This window comes from Deltaproteobacteria bacterium CG11_big_fil_rev_8_21_14_0_20_42_23 (genome assembly GCA_002796345.1).
GTDB lineage: Bacteria > UBA10199 > UBA10199 > 2-02-FULL-44-16 > 2-02-FULL-44-16 > 1-14-0-20-42-23.
Map to the genome: position 1 here is coordinate 20,547 of PCXC01000057.1, position 14,641 is coordinate 35,187.

Annotated in this window: 14 protein-coding genes; 3 read left to right on the plus strand and 11 right to left on the minus strand. The window is 43.9% G+C overall.

All coding sequences use genetic code 11. The features are described 5' to 3' along the window. Positions 1 to 149 precede the first annotated feature (149 nt). The 11 genes from pnp to COV43_06920 all read right to left on the minus strand — a co-directional run bounded on the left by pnp (position 150) and on the right by COV43_06920 (position 11,832). Positions 150 to 2,264, minus strand: coding sequence for a polyribonucleotide nucleotidyltransferase (gene pnp, locus COV43_06870; GenBank protein PIR25123.1), 2,115 nt, complete (start codon positions 2,262 to 2,264; stop codon positions 150 to 152). A gap of 163 nt (positions 2,265 to 2,427) precedes the next feature. After that, a complete protein-coding gene (locus COV43_06875; GenBank protein ID PIR25124.1) occupies positions 2,428 to 2,697 on the minus strand; it encodes a 30S ribosomal protein S15 in 270 nt (89 codons plus the stop codon). A gap of 156 nt (positions 2,698 to 2,853) precedes the next feature. Next, positions 2,854 to 3,828, minus strand: coding sequence for a hypothetical protein (locus tag COV43_06880; protein ID PIR25125.1), 975 nt, complete (start codon positions 3,826 to 3,828; stop codon positions 2,854 to 2,856). Continuing rightward, the gene (rbfA, locus tag COV43_06885; protein PIR25126.1) at positions 3,825 to 4,193 is read right to left on the minus strand and encodes a ribosome-binding factor A; all 369 of its coding nucleotides are present in this window, start codon (positions 4,191 to 4,193) and stop codon (positions 3,825 to 3,827) included. Before rbfA ends, COV43_06880 begins: the two co-directional genes overlap by 4 nt. A 10-nt stretch (positions 4,194 to 4,203) precedes the next feature. After that, positions 4,204 to 4,491 (minus strand): hypothetical protein, encoded by a 288-nt coding sequence (locus tag COV43_06890; protein ID PIR25127.1) that lies wholly within the window; start codon positions 4,489 to 4,491, stop codon positions 4,204 to 4,206. Then, positions 4,491 to 6,890, minus strand: coding sequence for a translation initiation factor IF-2 (locus COV43_06895; protein PIR25128.1), 2,400 nt, complete (start codon positions 6,888 to 6,890; stop codon positions 4,491 to 4,493). Before COV43_06895 ends, COV43_06890 begins: the two co-directional genes overlap by 1 nt. Positions 6,891 to 6,932: 42 nt before the next feature. Then, positions 6,933 to 8,360 carry a transcription termination/antitermination protein NusA gene (locus COV43_06900; protein ID PIR25144.1) on the minus strand — a complete coding sequence of 476 codons (1,428 nt, stop codon included), beginning with the start codon at positions 8,358 to 8,360 and terminating at the stop codon, positions 6,933 to 6,935. Between the two features lie 30 nt (positions 8,361 to 8,390). Further along, positions 8,391 to 8,867 carry a ribosome maturation factor RimP gene (locus COV43_06905; GenBank protein ID PIR25129.1) on the minus strand — a complete coding sequence of 159 codons (477 nt, stop codon included), beginning with the start codon at positions 8,865 to 8,867 and terminating at the stop codon, positions 8,391 to 8,393. Between the two features lie 149 nt (positions 8,868 to 9,016). Next, a complete protein-coding gene (locus COV43_06910) occupies positions 9,017 to 10,117 on the minus strand; it encodes a leucine dehydrogenase (GenBank protein ID PIR25130.1) in 1,101 nt (366 codons plus the stop codon). A 189-nt stretch (positions 10,118 to 10,306) separates the two neighbouring features. Beyond that, positions 10,307 to 11,329, minus strand: a complete 1,023-nt coding sequence (locus COV43_06915) for a hypothetical protein (GenBank protein PIR25131.1) — start codon at positions 11,327 to 11,329, stop codon at positions 10,307 to 10,309. Continuing rightward, positions 11,326 to 11,832: a hypothetical protein gene (locus COV43_06920; GenBank protein PIR25132.1), complete on the minus strand. Its 507-nt coding sequence runs from the start codon at positions 11,830 to 11,832 to the stop codon at positions 11,326 to 11,328. The genes COV43_06915 and COV43_06920 overlap by 4 nt, the downstream gene beginning before the upstream one ends. Positions 11,833 to 12,078: 246 nt before the next feature. Here COV43_06920 and COV43_06925 point away from each other — a divergent pair, with 246 nt between their 5' ends. The 3 genes from COV43_06925 to COV43_06935 all read left to right on the plus strand — a co-directional run. Further along, positions 12,079 to 12,960: a phosphoribosylaminoimidazolesuccinocarboxamide synthase gene (locus tag COV43_06925; GenBank protein ID PIR25133.1), complete on the plus strand. Its 882-nt coding sequence runs from the start codon at positions 12,079 to 12,081 to the stop codon at positions 12,958 to 12,960. Between the two features lie 55 nt (positions 12,961 to 13,015). Next, positions 13,016 to 13,870: a squalene synthase HpnD gene (locus tag COV43_06930; protein ID PIR25134.1), complete on the plus strand. Its 855-nt coding sequence runs from the start codon at positions 13,016 to 13,018 to the stop codon at positions 13,868 to 13,870. Next, positions 13,871 to 14,641: hypothetical protein (locus tag COV43_06935; GenBank protein ID PIR25135.1), on the plus strand; the 771-nt coding region annotated here is incomplete at its 3' end. It lies immediately after the preceding gene.

The following is a 14,641-nucleotide window of genomic DNA, read 5'->3' on the forward strand; positions in this document are numbered from 1 at the left end:
CCCATTACAAAATTGACCGATGAGATCACCTTGCCTGACCGGCAGGCAGGCCACGTCGCTTCGCTACTCGTGATGACAAAGAATTACTGAATTCATAAAAAAAAGCCCCGCCGAATGGCGGGGCTTTTTGCATTTATTTCGAAAACAACTTATGCGTAGTTTTCTTCTATTGTGCCTTCGTAGCCAATCGCTTGTTTGCGTGACAACTTGATGCGGCCTTTTGCTTTGTCTACTTCGATTACTTTTACCAAGACTTGTTCGCCTTCTTTTAAGAAGTCTTCTACTTTGTTCACGCGCTCTGGAGCAATTTCAGAAACGTGAAGCAAGCCATCGGTTCCTGGAATCAATTCCACAAAAGCACCGAATTCTGCAATACGTACCACTTTTCCGTTGTAGTATTTTCCTTCTTTTACGGTTGCTGTTGAACGACGCACCATTTTCATGGCTTCATTTAAGTTTGCGCGTTCCATGTGAGAAACGGAAACGGTACCATCATCTTCAATGTCAACTTTGGCACCTGTGAGTTCTGCAATCTTTTTGATGTTTTTTCCACTTGGTCCAATGAGCGGCCCAATCATATCAGTGCTGATTTTGATGGTTTCCATTTTTGGAGCGTAGTCAGACAATTCTTCTTTTGCGGTTGAAATGGTTTTTTCCATCTCACCAAGAATGTGCATTCTCGCTTCATTTGCTTGATGCAATGCTGTGCGCAACAAGTCTTTTGAGAGGCCTTCAATTTTGATGTCCATTTGAATAGCCGTAACTCCTTTTTTGGTTCCAGCTACTTTGAAGTCCATATCGCCAAGATGATCTTCGTCACCTAAAATATCGGTAAGCACCGCAGTTTTGTTTCCTTCTTGAATCAAGCCCATCGCAACACCTGCAACGGAAGCTTTTAAAGGAACACCTGCATCCATAAGTGCCATTGATCCGCCACAAACACTGGCCATTGAAGAGGAACCATTTGATTCAAGCACTTCAGAAACTACACGAATAGTATAGTTGAATTGTTCAGCCTCAGGAAGAACAGCATGAAGCGAACGTTCGGCAAGAGCACCGTGTCCAATTTCGCGTCTGCCAGGTCCACGCATAAATTTTACTTCGCCAACTGAGTAAGGTGGAAAATTGTAATGCAACATGAAACGCTTGTAATAGCTGCCTTTGAGGTCATCGATGATTTGCTGATCTTCTTTTGTTCCAAGTGTCACAGCAACAAGAGCCTGCGTTTCACCGCGAGTGAAAAGTGCTGAACCATGTGAACGAGCAAGAAAACCCGTTTCCGTTGCAATAGGTCTTACCGTTTTAAGATCTCTGCCATCAATACGCACACCTTTATCAAGAATCATGTTTCGAACACATTTTTTCTTGAGGTCTGAGTAAATGTTTCCCACTTTTGATTTCAACTCTGCATTCTCTTCTGCGCCCACAATTTCTGCGATCAAGTCTTGCTTCAATGCTGCAAGCGCTTCGTAGCGTTCTAGTTTTTCGCGAATAGTTGCTGCAGCAAGAAGTCGCTCGCCAAGACATTCAACAACCTTAGCTTCAAGCGCTTCATCTTTTTCTGGAGCTTGCACTTCCATTTTTACTTTTGCGCAAGCTTTTGCCAGCTCTTCTTGAATGGCAATCACCGGTTGCATTTGCTCATGCGCAAAGTTGATGGCTTCAATAAGTTCTTCTTCGCTGCACTCATTGGCTCCACCTTCCACCATAACCACGGCATCTTTTGATCCTGCTACAATCACATCAAGCACAGCTTCTTTTGATTGAGCCGCACCCGGATTAATCACAAGCTCGCCATTAATTTTGGCAACTCTCACTCCTGCAATAGGGCCCAAGAAAGGTGCGCAAGAAAGGCTAAGCGCCGCTGAGGCTCCAATCATGGCCATAAGATCGGTGTTGTTGTCATCATCGGCAGAAAGCACAGTCGCAATAACTTGCGTTTCGTTGCTGTAGCCTTCTGGAAAAAGAGGACGAATGGGACGATCGATAAAACGAGCGGTAAGGGTTGCAAGTTCGCCCGCTCTGCCTTCGCGTTTGAAAAATCCACCTGGAATTTTTCCAGCTGCAAACATTTTTTCAGCATAATCTACACTGAGGGGAAGGAAACCTTGGTAAGGTGAAGCTTCCATTTTAATTGCGGCTGTCACAAGAACCAGTGAATCTCCGTAGCGAACCGTTACAGAACCACTTGCTTGTTTTGCAAGCTTTCCTGTTTCAATGACAAGCTCACGCCCGCCAAGTTGAGTAGATACTTGTTTTACCATAGGGGTACTCCTCTCTTTCTTTTCTCGTCAAAGAAAAGAAATATAGGAAGAACAAAGCGAACTATTCCGGAATAAATCGAGGAAGAGGAGACTGATAACTTAAAAAGCCGCCAGCGTGTTCTGCGGACGGCTTTTGAAATTACCAGTATCTCCAACCTTCTCCTTACTTACGGAGGCCGAGTCCTTCAATTAATTTTTTGTAACGATCTGTGCTGGTCTTCTTCAAATAGGAAAGAAGCTTGCGGCGACGTCCAACCATTCTCAGCAAACCTTGTCTGCTCGCATGGTCTTTTTTGTGGTCTACGAAATGCTTATTGAGGTCTTCAATCCTCGCTGTAAGCAAAGCCACTTGAACTTCAGGAGAGCCGGTATCAGCCTCAGAAAGCTTGTGTTTGTTAACGATTTCAGTTTTTTGTTCTTTTACGATTGCCATAGTGGACCCGCTCCTATCATGCCATTTCGCTCCTTGTAAAGGAAAAAGTAGGAGCCTTTCTCAAAAAATCCCTCATATGCCAGAAGCCGCCTTTGGTGTTTTTCGTGTTCTTGAAACCGAAAATAATCTGGGGGCTCATTTTTATGAAGGAAAAGGTTATTGTTCCATATCTTTCAAGTGCTTAACTAAATATTCTTCAAGTTGTTTTTTTGCCTCTTCAAGCGAGCAGGTGAAGGTACAACCTGCAGCATGCACATGTCCGCCACCGTTGAAGTGTTTCGCGAGATTCGAGATATCAATCCCTTCACCAGAACGAAGGCTCACCCTTATTTTTCCGTCTTCCATTTCGCGAAACAGCATGCTTACCTGCACCCCTTTTACCGAACGCGGATAATGCGAAAATTCTTCAGCAAGCTCCATGTGGGCGCACGTTTTGCGCAGCATTTCTTGTGTCACTTCCATCGTTGCGTAGTGATACTGATGATTTATGTTCAAGCTTGAAAGTGAAGCTGCCAGCAAATGGAACCGCGATTCGGGATGGCTTGCATCAAGCTCCTCGGAAACCCGCACTGCACTTGCACCAGCTTCAAGCAGTCGAGCTGCAAGTCGCATGACTTGTGCTGTGGTGTTTGAGTGCCGAAAAAATCCGGTATCTACAACGAGAGTGCAGTAAAGGCATTGTGCCATTTCGGGAGTAAGTTCAATTCTCATCGCCTCAAACAGACTCGCGAGGATTTCACCCGTTGAGGCCGCATCAGGCAGTACAATTTCGTGCTTCGCATCGGTGCCATCAACATGGTGATGGTCGACGCAAAACGTAAGTTTGGTTTGAGGCAAAGTGTTGAACTCACCTCCAACACGATTGAAACGCGCGCAATCAAGCACCACAATGCTATCGTATTCATTTTCATGTGGAACCGTTTGCAACACTTGTTCTGAACCAGGAAGAAAATGAAGATTGTCGGGAACACCGTCACGGTTATAGATGAAACACTTTTTTCCAAGCTGACGAAGCGCGTGCATAAAGGCTAACGAAGAACCAATGGCATCACCATCGGGAGAAGCGTGAGAGCCCACAAGGAAGGTGTTCCCCTGTTCAAGCGCTTTGATAAAGGAGGAAAAATCGGTCATGGATGAGCCTCGACTGAATTCATCAGCTGGGTAATGCGATCCATTTCATCGAAGCTATCGTCGTAGAAAAATTTCATTTCGGGAACGTATTTGAGGTTCATGTTTTTCCCTACAACACGTTTCAAATATCCCGATGCACTCACAAAACCGTGAATGGCTTTTTCTATTTTTCTTTTGGTAGCCTCAAGCATGTGAAAATAAACTCTGGCTTGGCGAAGATCTTTGGTAGCAATAACTTTTGTCACCATCACACCATCAAGGCGTGAATCAGAAAGTTCAAGAAGACAAGCGCTGGCAAGAATTTCTTTCAGCTGCTCGGCAACTCGTTCGGGTCTGCTATAAGGAAGGGTTTTCGTTAATTTCATATTTTCTCTTTTAGTACGTTAAGATATCTACTTCTTCATCTAAAACTTGAGCATCACCTTGTTCAAGAATGAGGTCGATAATGGCGCTTGTGGCAGATTCTACCTCGCCCAATTCCGCGCCAACAATGGCGTAGCCAAGCTCAAGCATTTGTTCCTCTTCCAAGCACCCTACTTCTGCAAGAGGAAGATTGAAGCTTTCAAGCACAATCTCTTCTGAACGTTTGAAAAATTCTTGTTTCTCATCAAACGATTCACACGCTGGAAGATGCAATTTTAATTTTACGATGCCTACGTACATTAGTCTAATTTCGCCCTTGTCTCTTCAATGATGAAGGCTTCAATCATATCGCCTTCTTTAATGTCGTTGAAGTTTTCGATGCCGATACCGCATTCGAAGTTTTCTTTCACTTCTTTGGCATCATCTTTAAATCGTTTGAGTGAGCTGATGTTTCCTTCGTATACAATAGTTTGATCACGTAAAACTCTGCCTTTTGCATTGCGCTGAATTTTTCCACTCACGACATAGCAACCTGCAATTTGGCCAATTTTTGAAACTTGGAATACCTGTCTTACTTCTGCCATACCAATACTTTTTTCGGTACGATCTGGTTCCAACAACCCTTCCATGGCGAGTCTTACTTCGTCAATCATTTCGTAAATAATGCGATACACTTTTATGGTTACGCCATTTTTTTGTGCCGCTTCTCTTGCTTTTGCATCGGCTTGAACATTGAAACCAACAACCAATGCTCTTGAAGCAGAAGCAAGCATGACATCACTTTCGGTGATTCCACCTACACCTTTGTGCAAGATTCTTAGCTTCACTTTCTCGGTAGAAAGTTTGCCCAGAGAATCGGCAACGGCTTCTATGCTGCCGTGAACATCCGCTTTAATCACAATGGCAAGCTCTTCAGCCTCACCCATGGTAATTCTGCGTTGTAAATCTTCAAGCGTTGAAGCTGATCCTGCAAATAAACCTTCTTTTCGTTTTTTATCTGCTCTTGTTTCAGCAACGAGTTTTGCTTTTTGTTCACTTTCAACTACAAACACTTCGTCACCAGCATCTGGAACACCATTCAAACCTTGAATTTCAACTGGGGTTGATGGGCCGGCTGATTTCAGCAGTTTTCCATTTTCATCACGCATCACACGCACTTTTCCAGAAAATGTTCCAGAAACAATAAAGTCGCCTGTTTTGAGCGTACCTTCTTGTACCAGCACTGTTGCAACAGGGCCTCTGCCTTTGTCGAGTTTTGCCTCGATGGTAAAACCCTTCGCCCGGAAACCAGTGTCAGCCTTGAGTTCTGCAACTTCAGCTTGAAGCAAAATCATTTCTAAAATTTTGTCGAGGCCTTCACCTGTATGCGCTGAGGTAGGAACGCAAATAACATCTCCGCCCCATTCTTCTGGCACAAGTGAATGCTCGGTCAATTCTTGCATTACTCTCTTTGGATTTGCATCGGGCTTATCCATTTTGTTGATGGCCACGATGATGGGAACGTTGGCTGCCTTTGCGTGGTCGATAGCTTCAATGGTTTGCGGCATCACACCATCATCAGCTGCAACAACCAGAATAACAATATCAGTCACTTGTGCACCGCGCGCTCGCATTTGGGTGAAAGCTGCGTGGCCCGGAGTATCAATAAAAGTGATGAGGTGCTCATTGTGCTTCACCTGATAAGCACCAATGTGCTGGGTAATTCCGCCTGCTTCTTTTGCGGTAATATTGGTTTTGCGAATAGCATCAAGCAAAGAAGTTTTTCCGTGATCAACATGTCCCATCACCGTTGCAACTGGTGGGCGCGGAGTAAGATGTTGTGAAGCTGCATGTGCTTCAGGCGCACCTAAAATATCTTCTTCGTTAAAGCCTACATTTTCAACGGTGTATCCATATTCACCGGCAATCAACATGGCCGTTTCTGTTTCTACTCTTTGATTGGCTGTGATCATCACTCCAAGGTCCATCAACTTTTTAATAAGTTCGCCCGTTTTGATACCGGTAGCTTGCGAAAGACCCGAAACCGTAATGCCATCTTCGATGCGAATGACTTTTTTTATCGCTTTTGGTTGGGTAACAACTGTTTTCTTTCCTTCTTTCTTTTTATTTCGTCGTCTGTTTGCAGCCATGCCGGGTTGAAACACTCTGTCGGGAACTGCTTTAGCAGCAGGTGTTTCCGGTTCATCAACGCGAACAATATCGGCATAACGTCGAAGTCCACCAGCGCGCTGGATGGAATCCATTTCAATTTCCTCTTTGCTTCGTCTGCGTTTATTGGCGCGAGGAATAAGTTCTTTTTCTTTGGCGTTTTCTTTCCAGGTGGAAGTGAGCGCTTCAGGAGTTTTATCTAAATCGATGCGACCAACCACTCCAATTTTTCGTTCTTCAGGACTTAAATCTTCTTTTTGTGAGAGAATTTTATCAGCCGATTTTTCATCAATCTCTACAACAGGTTCTACAGCAGACTCAGCTACAGCAGGGGTTTCCGGAGAAGGCTCTTGAACAATTTGAGTTTTTATTTTTTCTTCTACAGCTTCAGTTTCTTGTTTTGCCTCAAGAACTTCAGGTGCTTTCGTTTCTTCCGGCTTTGGCGCAACAACTTTTGCCCGACGCCGAATAACCGTTGGCTTCACCCGTTTTTCAACAACCTGAACGGTAGATTGTTCGCTTCCGTTTTCTTTGTCAGTATGAACTGTCATAGTTTTTCCTTACTTCGTACATGCTTAAAAATCGTTAGGTGTTTACACTTCTTCTGTTTTTGATTCAAGTTCCGCGGGTTCAGCTTCTTCTTCAAGAACAGTTTCTTCTTCGGCCGCTTTTGCTGCTTGCTCTGCTGCTCTTTCTGCAGCTTGCTTTGCAGCGAGTTCAGCTTCTTTTCTTGCCACTTCTTCTTCGGCGCGCAGAAGCTTCATCATCATCTGATCTGTGGATTTACCATCAGCCACAGCCTGCTTTGCAAGCACTTTTATTTTGTTCAAGTTTTCTTCACCAATACCAGGAACTTGTGCAAATTCTTCATCAGTTGCGCTGGCAATGTCTTCAAAACTTCTGAAGGAGTGTGAGTATAAAACCATGGAAGTAGAATCATCCACGCCCAACACTTCGCTTAAAACTTTTCTAGCTCTTGCGGCAATGGCTTCAATTTTAGTTTCGCTAAACACATCGATGTTCCATGCCGTAAGCTGAGCTGCAAGACGAACGTTTTGTCCACGTCGCCCAATAGCAAGTGAAAGCTGATCATCTGGAACAACCACTTCCATAGAATGTTCACGATCACGGATAATCACTTTTGCCACTTCTGCTGGAGCAATGGCATTACACACAAAGCGCGCTGGATCTTCATCCCACGTTACGATGTCAATTTTTTCGCCTTTAAGTTCGGCCACTACGTTTTGAACGCGCGAGCCTTTCATTCCAACACAGGCTCCAACAGGGTCAACATCGTGATCGCGTGAATACACGGCAATTTTAGTACGAACACCCGCTTCTCTTGCTACGGCGCGGATTTCCACAACCCCATCGTGCATTTCAGGAACTTCCATGGCAAAAAGTGCTTTTACAAATTCCGGAGTTTTTCGGGAAAGCACTACAACTGGACCTTTGCCCTCTTTATCAAGACGAACAAAAAGCCCTTGCACTCTTTCGCCCGGACGATAGCGCTCTGTAGAAACTTGCTCTTCGCGTGGAACGATAGCTTCGGTTCTTCCAAGGTCTACAATCAAACTTCCACGTTCCATGCGGCGAACGATTCCCGTAACAATTTCTCCGAGTCTATTTTTGTATTCTTCGGAAACAACATGACGTTCAGCTTCGCGAACTTTTTGGATGATGACTTGTTTTGCAGTTTGCGCAGCAATACGACCAAACACACTTGGATCCATTTTTACTCCAAGGCTGTCTCCAAGTTGAGCATCAGGATCTAACGCGTGAGCTTCGCTTACAGTCATTTCAATATTTGGATCTTGAACAGGATCAGCTACTGTTTTGAATTGGAACAATTCAATTTCACCGCTGTCTTCATTGAACTGAGCTTCAAGCTCACCCAAGTGGCCCCATTTTTTTCTGGCCGCTGTAAGAAAAGCACTTTCGATGGCATCGATAAGATATTCTTTGGGAATACCTTTATCTCTGCTGACCTGCTCCATTACTCGAAATAAATCACGAAACATTACTGAACCCATAAGATTTTCCTCCAAAATTTACTTTTGTTTTCCAAAATGAAAGTCCTCTTCCACGTTTGCCTTCAGCAACTCGCGATAAGGGACGTTGTACACTTCATCGTCGATACGAATAAACAGTGTATCGTTTTCAACTTTTTCTAATTCGCCTTTGAACTTTGCCCTGCCATTTAACTTTTCTTTTGTTTTTACCTTCACCACTTTCCCCACGTGGCTTTCAAAATCTTCGAGATAGCGAAGGGGGCGATTAATTCCTGGCGAAGAGACTTCCAAAGCGTACGGGCGATCGATAAGATCTTCCACTTCAATCACATCGCCAACAGCGCGAGAAACTTTGCTGCAGTCGTCAATGTTCACTCCGCCTTCTTTATCTATGTAAAGACGAAGCTTCCATTCTCCCGATTCGCAAACGAATTCACGCTCGATAAGGCGAAACCCAAGGTAACCCAATACGGGATTGACTAAATCTTCAACTTGCTGAAGGAGAGTTTTTTCCATCTTTACTTTTCTTCGTACACTTTCTGCTGGCACCACAATAATAGATAATAAAAAAGTGGGCTAAACGGCCCACTTTCACAAAAAAAACCTAAATCAACAGCTGCAGCTCTTTACACATAAAACCCCGGTTTGCAAGCCTTTTTTGGCTACTACAGCTCTTTTGAACGAGCGAGGAACATTTTTGCCCCGGTGCGGCCTTTTTCTTCCAAAATCTCCTCGGCAAGGCGATCGGCGGCTTCGGCGGTGGAAATGCCTCTTTTCTCAGCAATTTCAATAATATGCGAAACTTGATCGAAGATATTATCGATCATGGTAAGGCATTTTTCTTCCGAATATCCCTCTTTGGAAGACTCGAGCGAGACGTTAATCAGCCCACCGGCGTTGATAACATAATCTGGAATATATAGGATATTCTGCCCTCTCAGCATATCGGCGTGATATTGGCGGGCCAGCTGATTGTTGGCTGCTCCGGCAATGATTTGGCAACGAAGCTTTCCGATGCTGTCATCGTTTACCACAGCGCCAAGCGCGCAAGGAGAAAAAATATCGCAGTGAACAAAAACAATTTCATTGGTTGATACCGACTGCACGCCAGGAAAGGCTTTCCGAATTGCGCTCACTCTTTCTTCGTCGATATCGGCAATCATGATTTCAGCTGATTCGGCTACCAAAAGATTTACCAGATTGCGCCCTACTGAACCTGCACCTTGAAGGGCAATTTTTTTGCCCGCAAGCGAATCGCTGCCGTAGACTTTTTTTGCAGCAGCTTTCATCCCAAGGTAAACGCCGCGCGCAGTGAATGGGCTGGGATCGCCACTTCCTCCGTGGCTTCGCTGTGTTCCTACAACGTGTTTGGTTTGAGAGAGCACGCTTTCCATATCGGAAACCGTTGTGCCTACATCTTCGGCGGTGATGTAGCGGCCATTAAGGCTTTCAACAAAACGTCCGTAGGCTTCAAAAAAGCCGGGCTTTTTATCTTTTTTTGGATTTCCCAAAATCACTGTTTTGCCACCACCAAGCGAAAGCCCTGCTGCAGCGGCTTTGTAGGTCATGCCACGGGAAAGTCTGAGCACATCGTACAAAGCTTCCTCTTCGGAAGTATAGTTCCACATTCTTGTACCACCCAAAGCTGGTCCAAGGGTTGTGTTGTGAATGGCAATAATTGCCTTCAGCCCAACAGAGGCGTCATTGCAGAAAACCACTTGTTCATGTTCGAACTGCCCCATGCGGGATAACACATCAATTTCCATAACACTCCCTTGCTGAAGGAAAATTTATCCGAGTCCAGTAGTTAAAACTTCGGCCCCTTGGGGCCGAAAAACCGTTCTTCAGATTTCCCTGGATTAAACTCGTGAGCTTGCTCCCGAGTTTTTGACAATCGGCAGAACTTAATATTTGAGAATCCGCGCGTCAACTCTTTCTCACATTGTGAAAGGAATTTAAAAAACAGACGCAGTGGGAAACGCTTCAACAAAATCTTGCGCATTGTTGTGTATATTCACTTCATCTCCACGGCTTAAACTCATACCAGCACTCACATCTACGGCAGCTTCACCTTCGCCGCAGAAAACTTGCGCATCAAGTGCAGAAAAATCTCCGTAGGCAAGTGCATCGAGTTGAAGCGAGCGATCATCAAAAAGCTGAATGCAGTCTGGACCATTTTGTGGATCAAACTGTGTAATATAATCTGCGCCTTCCACAAAACTGGCATGTGCATCTGCATTTTTTGCATCCGCAATGACGTAAAGTCCTTCGTCCGAGAGCTTGGCATGGGAAGGAAGAACAATGGTTTGCGTGGTCTCTCCATTTTCGCCATTGAGCAAAAGAAGGTGATAGCCAGAAATATCGGCACCTGCAGTTCCATATAATTCGATAAACACTTCGCCATTTGTGTCACTGCCAGGAAGGTCGTAGAGGAGTTCATGAATCATCAACACTTGTGGGCGATTTTTGGGAACGGCATTCTCTTCGTCACGAGAAAATGATGTGCTGTTATCTCCATCGGCCTTCACCTTAAAAAGAAGTGGGATCAAAAAATCTTTTGTTCCCGTGAAAAGAGGAACGTAATCTCGGTTCAAAATGTTTCGTTTCAACTGAAGAGCATAGTAATTTCCAGCTTCAAGTGGAGCGTGTAAGGTAAAAATCAATACACTGCCTTCTTCGTGATCTTCCATATCTATGCTTCCTGGAAGGGATTGCATTTCTGAGAGCGAAAGATCGGAGAAGGAGAAACTTGTTCCCAGTAAAAGCAGCTGAACATTTTCATCGGTAAGTGTTTCTGGCAAAAGAAATTCAGAAAAAGCTAAAGTGATTTCATTCACCTCCTCCACAATTTGTCCGTCTTGAGGAAAGCTTGTAAGCACTTTTGCTTGTTGGCTCAACAAAGGTTCATATCCCAGCGAAGAAGATGAACACGATGGCAAAACACAACTCAAGAGAAGAACAAGGAACACTTTTTTCATCGGGATTGCTCCAATGAAAAACACTGCACATGTTCAGAAAACCATCCGCCAGTTAAAGCATCAAGCTGGGCGGTAACATGCGCCAAATCTAATTTATCTGTCGATGATATTTTTAACAATTTTTGTCGTTCAAAATAAAAATGATTGGCTTGTGTCAACACATCATTGCGCGCCCTCAGCAGATTTCTGGCTTCGATAGAAACTTGCAGCTGATCTTGGTTGAACACAAATTCGTTCAACGACCAAACCGCTCTTACGCCAATATTATGATCGAAACTATCTGTTTGCTGATACGTGTTTTCTTCTGGGCCAACCACAACACCAGAACTTCCCACATAGACATTGTCATTGATGTCGAGGTCGATATCACTTTTATTTCTTCTGCTGTAATCGAGCTGAAGCCTGGGAAGCAAAGCTGCGTAGCGAGCTTTTTTTTGCCACGAATGCAAATGCTGGGGAGAAATTTCGGCGTAGCGAAGAACTTTTTTTTGAAGCTCAAGCACAGATGGATCTTCACACGTTTTTGCAAAAGCTGTGGATGAAAGAGAGAGGCACAGTAAAAAGAGAAGAAAAATATTCATCCCTCAAGGAAGAGCAAAACAAATACCAAGCAAAGTGCTTAAAACTGAAAGATTTTTTTTAATCGCACTGACAAGAAGAAGTCAATGTGGACGAAAAAGAAACATCAAATCAAGACTCGACATTCTCTTGCCGAGAAGTTATGCAGCAGGACCTAACGGAGGAGAAATATGTCTGACAAGATTATCCACACTACTCATCTTCAAGATATGCCAGAACCACATCGCGGAAAAGTGCGCGATATTTACGACCTCGGAAACGAACTCCTCATTGTAACCACCGACCGCATTTCAGCGTTTGACGTAGTTTTGCCGACAGCAATCCCCAGAAAAGGTGAAATTTTAACCGAAATGTCCAGGTTTTGGTTTCGCTTTTCGAAAGACATTATTCCCAATCATCTTTCCTCGACGCAAGCCATCGATGTTATTCCCAACAAGCAAGAAGCAAAGCTTTTGGGCAAACGTGCCATAGTGGTAAAAAAGGCCAAACCCCTTCCCATTGAAGCCATCGTGCGAGGGTATGTGGCTGGCTCGGCGTGGAAAGACTATCAAAAAACGGGAAAAGTTTGCGGCATCACTCTTCCTCATGGGCTCAAAGAATCTTCAGCACTCGAACATCCCCTTTTCACCCCTTCTACCAAGGCAAACATTGGAGAACATGACGAGAATATTTCCTTCACGGAAATGGTCACCTTGATTGGTCAAGACTTGGCAACGCAAGTGCGTGATGTCAGTTTGCAGCTCTATAAAGAAGCCGCAAAGCATGCCAAAAAACGCGGCATCATCATTGCTGACACGAAGTTTGAATTTGGCATTTACAACGGCAAGCTCATTTTGATCGACGAAGTGCTCACGCCAGATTCTTCACGTTTTTGGCCGGCAAAATTATACGAAGTAGGCCGAGCGCAAATGAGCTTCGACAAACAGTTTGTGCGTGATTACCTTGAAACCCTTAGCTGGAACAAAAAAGCGCCTGGCCCAAAACTTCCAGACGACGTCGTGAAGAAAACTCAAGAAAAATACGAAGAGGCACTTACTTGCTTAACTGAATAAGCTGTATCAATATCGCTTCTGGACTTCAGGCTTAAAATTTTCTACACCCAACTCCATGAACAGTGTTCATCCTCAACAGTATTGTCATGATGTTTGCGCGCAAAGTGGTTCCAACTTTGTCTTTGCCGCTCGTTTCCTTCCCAAAAAACGTCGCGAGGCCTTGGAAGCGTTTTATGCTTTCTGTCATTTGGTAGACGATGCTGTTGACGAGGCTCCTCACAAAGAAGCGGCGCAAGAAAATCTAAGGTTTTGGAAAAATGAACTTGAGCACATGTATCAGAACTCAGCAAATCATCCTGTGGGAAAAGCACTTGCACCAAAGCTTTCCGAGTGGAAGATTCCAAAACAGTATTTAGCTGAAATTATTGCTGGCTGTGAAATGGACTTGACCAAACACCGCTATGAAACCTTTGAAGAACTGAAGCTCTATTGTTACCGTGTTGCTTCATGTGTGGGTTTGGTTTGCCTTTATATTTTTGGAGTTGAAACTACTGAGAGAAACCTTCAAACAGCGGTAGAGTTGGGGCTTGCGCTTCAGCTCACCAACATCCTTCGTGATATAAGCGAAGACTTAAAACGCGGAAGAGTTTATCTTCCACAAGAAGACTTGAAGCAGTTTGGACTGAGCGAAACTGATTTGAAAACACCTCTTTCTGAACAACTTCTTCCTTTTCTTCAGCAACAAATTGATCGAGCCGAGCGCCTTTTTGCAGAAGCTTTTTCGCATCTTCCTCACCAAAAACGTGAGCTTAAAAAATGGCTCCCAGCGCTTTTAATGGCACACTCTTATCACAGTATCTTGCAAAAAATTGCAGAAAACCCATTGAAGGTCTTTGAAGAAAAAGTTCGTATTTCAAAAGGTAAAAAAATAAAAATCATTCTCGGCACACTGATGAAAGTTTCTTTTTAAATGAACCGTTCTACAGAACAACTCCTCAAAGCTGTTTCTCGCTCTTTTTACTTGAGCATTAAACTGCTGCCAAAAAAAATGCGCGGGAGCATTGGTCTTGCTTTTCTCTTTTGCAAATTTGCAGACACCATCGCTGATACAGATCTCATAAGCGCTAGCGAACGACTAAGCCAACTGGAAGAATTTCGAAATCACTTTTTATCTTCGCATCGTTCTGATTTTTCGTCTTCAGAGCTTAGCGTGCTTGGCGGTTCTGCTGCCGAACGAAAATTGCTTGAGTCTCTTTCGCTGCTGTTTGAAGAACTTCGGCACATAGAAAAAAAAGATCAGGAACTCATTACTTGGCTTGTTCCAGAATTAACCCAAGGCATGCAAGTTGATCTTCGTTATTTTTCTGCAGAAAAAAAACTAACTGCACTTGAGCATGAAGAGGATTTGGAAAAATATATTTATTATGTTGCAGGATGTGTGGGTATTTTTTGGAGCCAAATCATTCAAAACCATTATTCTTTTGCAATAAACTGGAGCAATGAAGTTTTTTTAGCTGCAGAACATTTTGGAAAAGGCTTACAGCTTGTAAATGTCTTACGCGATTTTCCTCGCGATCTTCAACAAGGCCGCTGTTATTTTCCACAAGAAAAATTGCATGAATACAAATTAAAAGTTGAAGATTTGTTAGACGAAAGCAATCTTGAAAAAGTGAGCCCGCTTCTTCACTATTATATAAGCAAAGCTCGCTACTATCTTGGTTTTGGCGAAACCTACCTCAAA

Coding starts and splice junctions, on each gene's coding strand:
- pnp (PIR25123.1), bottom strand. CDS start 2,264: ATGGTAAAACAAGTATCTACTCAACTTGGCGGGCGTGAGCTTGTCATT.
- COV43_06875 (PIR25124.1), bottom strand. CDS start 2,697: ATGGCAATCGTAAAAGAACAAAAAACTGAAATCGTTAACAAACACAAG.
- COV43_06880 (PIR25125.1), bottom strand. CDS start 3,828: ATGACCGATTTTTCCTCCTTTATCAAAGCGCTTGAACAGGGGAACACC.
- rbfA (PIR25126.1), bottom strand. CDS start 4,193: ATGAAATTAACGAAAACCCTTCCTTATAGCAGACCCGAACGAGTTGCC.
- COV43_06890 (PIR25127.1), bottom strand. CDS start 4,491: ATGTACGTAGGCATCGTAAAATTAAAATTGCATCTTCCAGCGTGTGAA.
- COV43_06895 (PIR25128.1), bottom strand. CDS start 6,890: ATGACAGTTCATACTGACAAAGAAAACGGAAGCGAACAATCTACCGTT.
- COV43_06900 (PIR25144.1), bottom strand. CDS start 8,360: ATGTTTCGTGATTTATTTCGAGTAATGGAGCAGGTCAGCAGAGATAAA.
- COV43_06905 (PIR25129.1), bottom strand. CDS start 8,867: ATGGAAAAAACTCTCCTTCAGCAAGTTGAAGATTTAGTCAATCCCGTA.
- COV43_06910 (PIR25130.1), bottom strand. CDS start 10,117: ATGGAAATTGATGTGTTATCCCGCATGGGGCAGTTCGAACATGAACAA.
- COV43_06915 (PIR25131.1), bottom strand. CDS start 11,329: ATGAAAAAAGTGTTCCTTGTTCTTCTCTTGAGTTGTGTTTTGCCATCG.
- COV43_06925 (PIR25133.1), top strand. CDS start 12,079: ATGTCTGACAAGATTATCCACACTACTCATCTTCAAGATATGCCAGAA.
- COV43_06930 (PIR25134.1), top strand. CDS start 13,016: ATGAACAGTGTTCATCCTCAACAGTATTGTCATGATGTTTGCGCGCAA.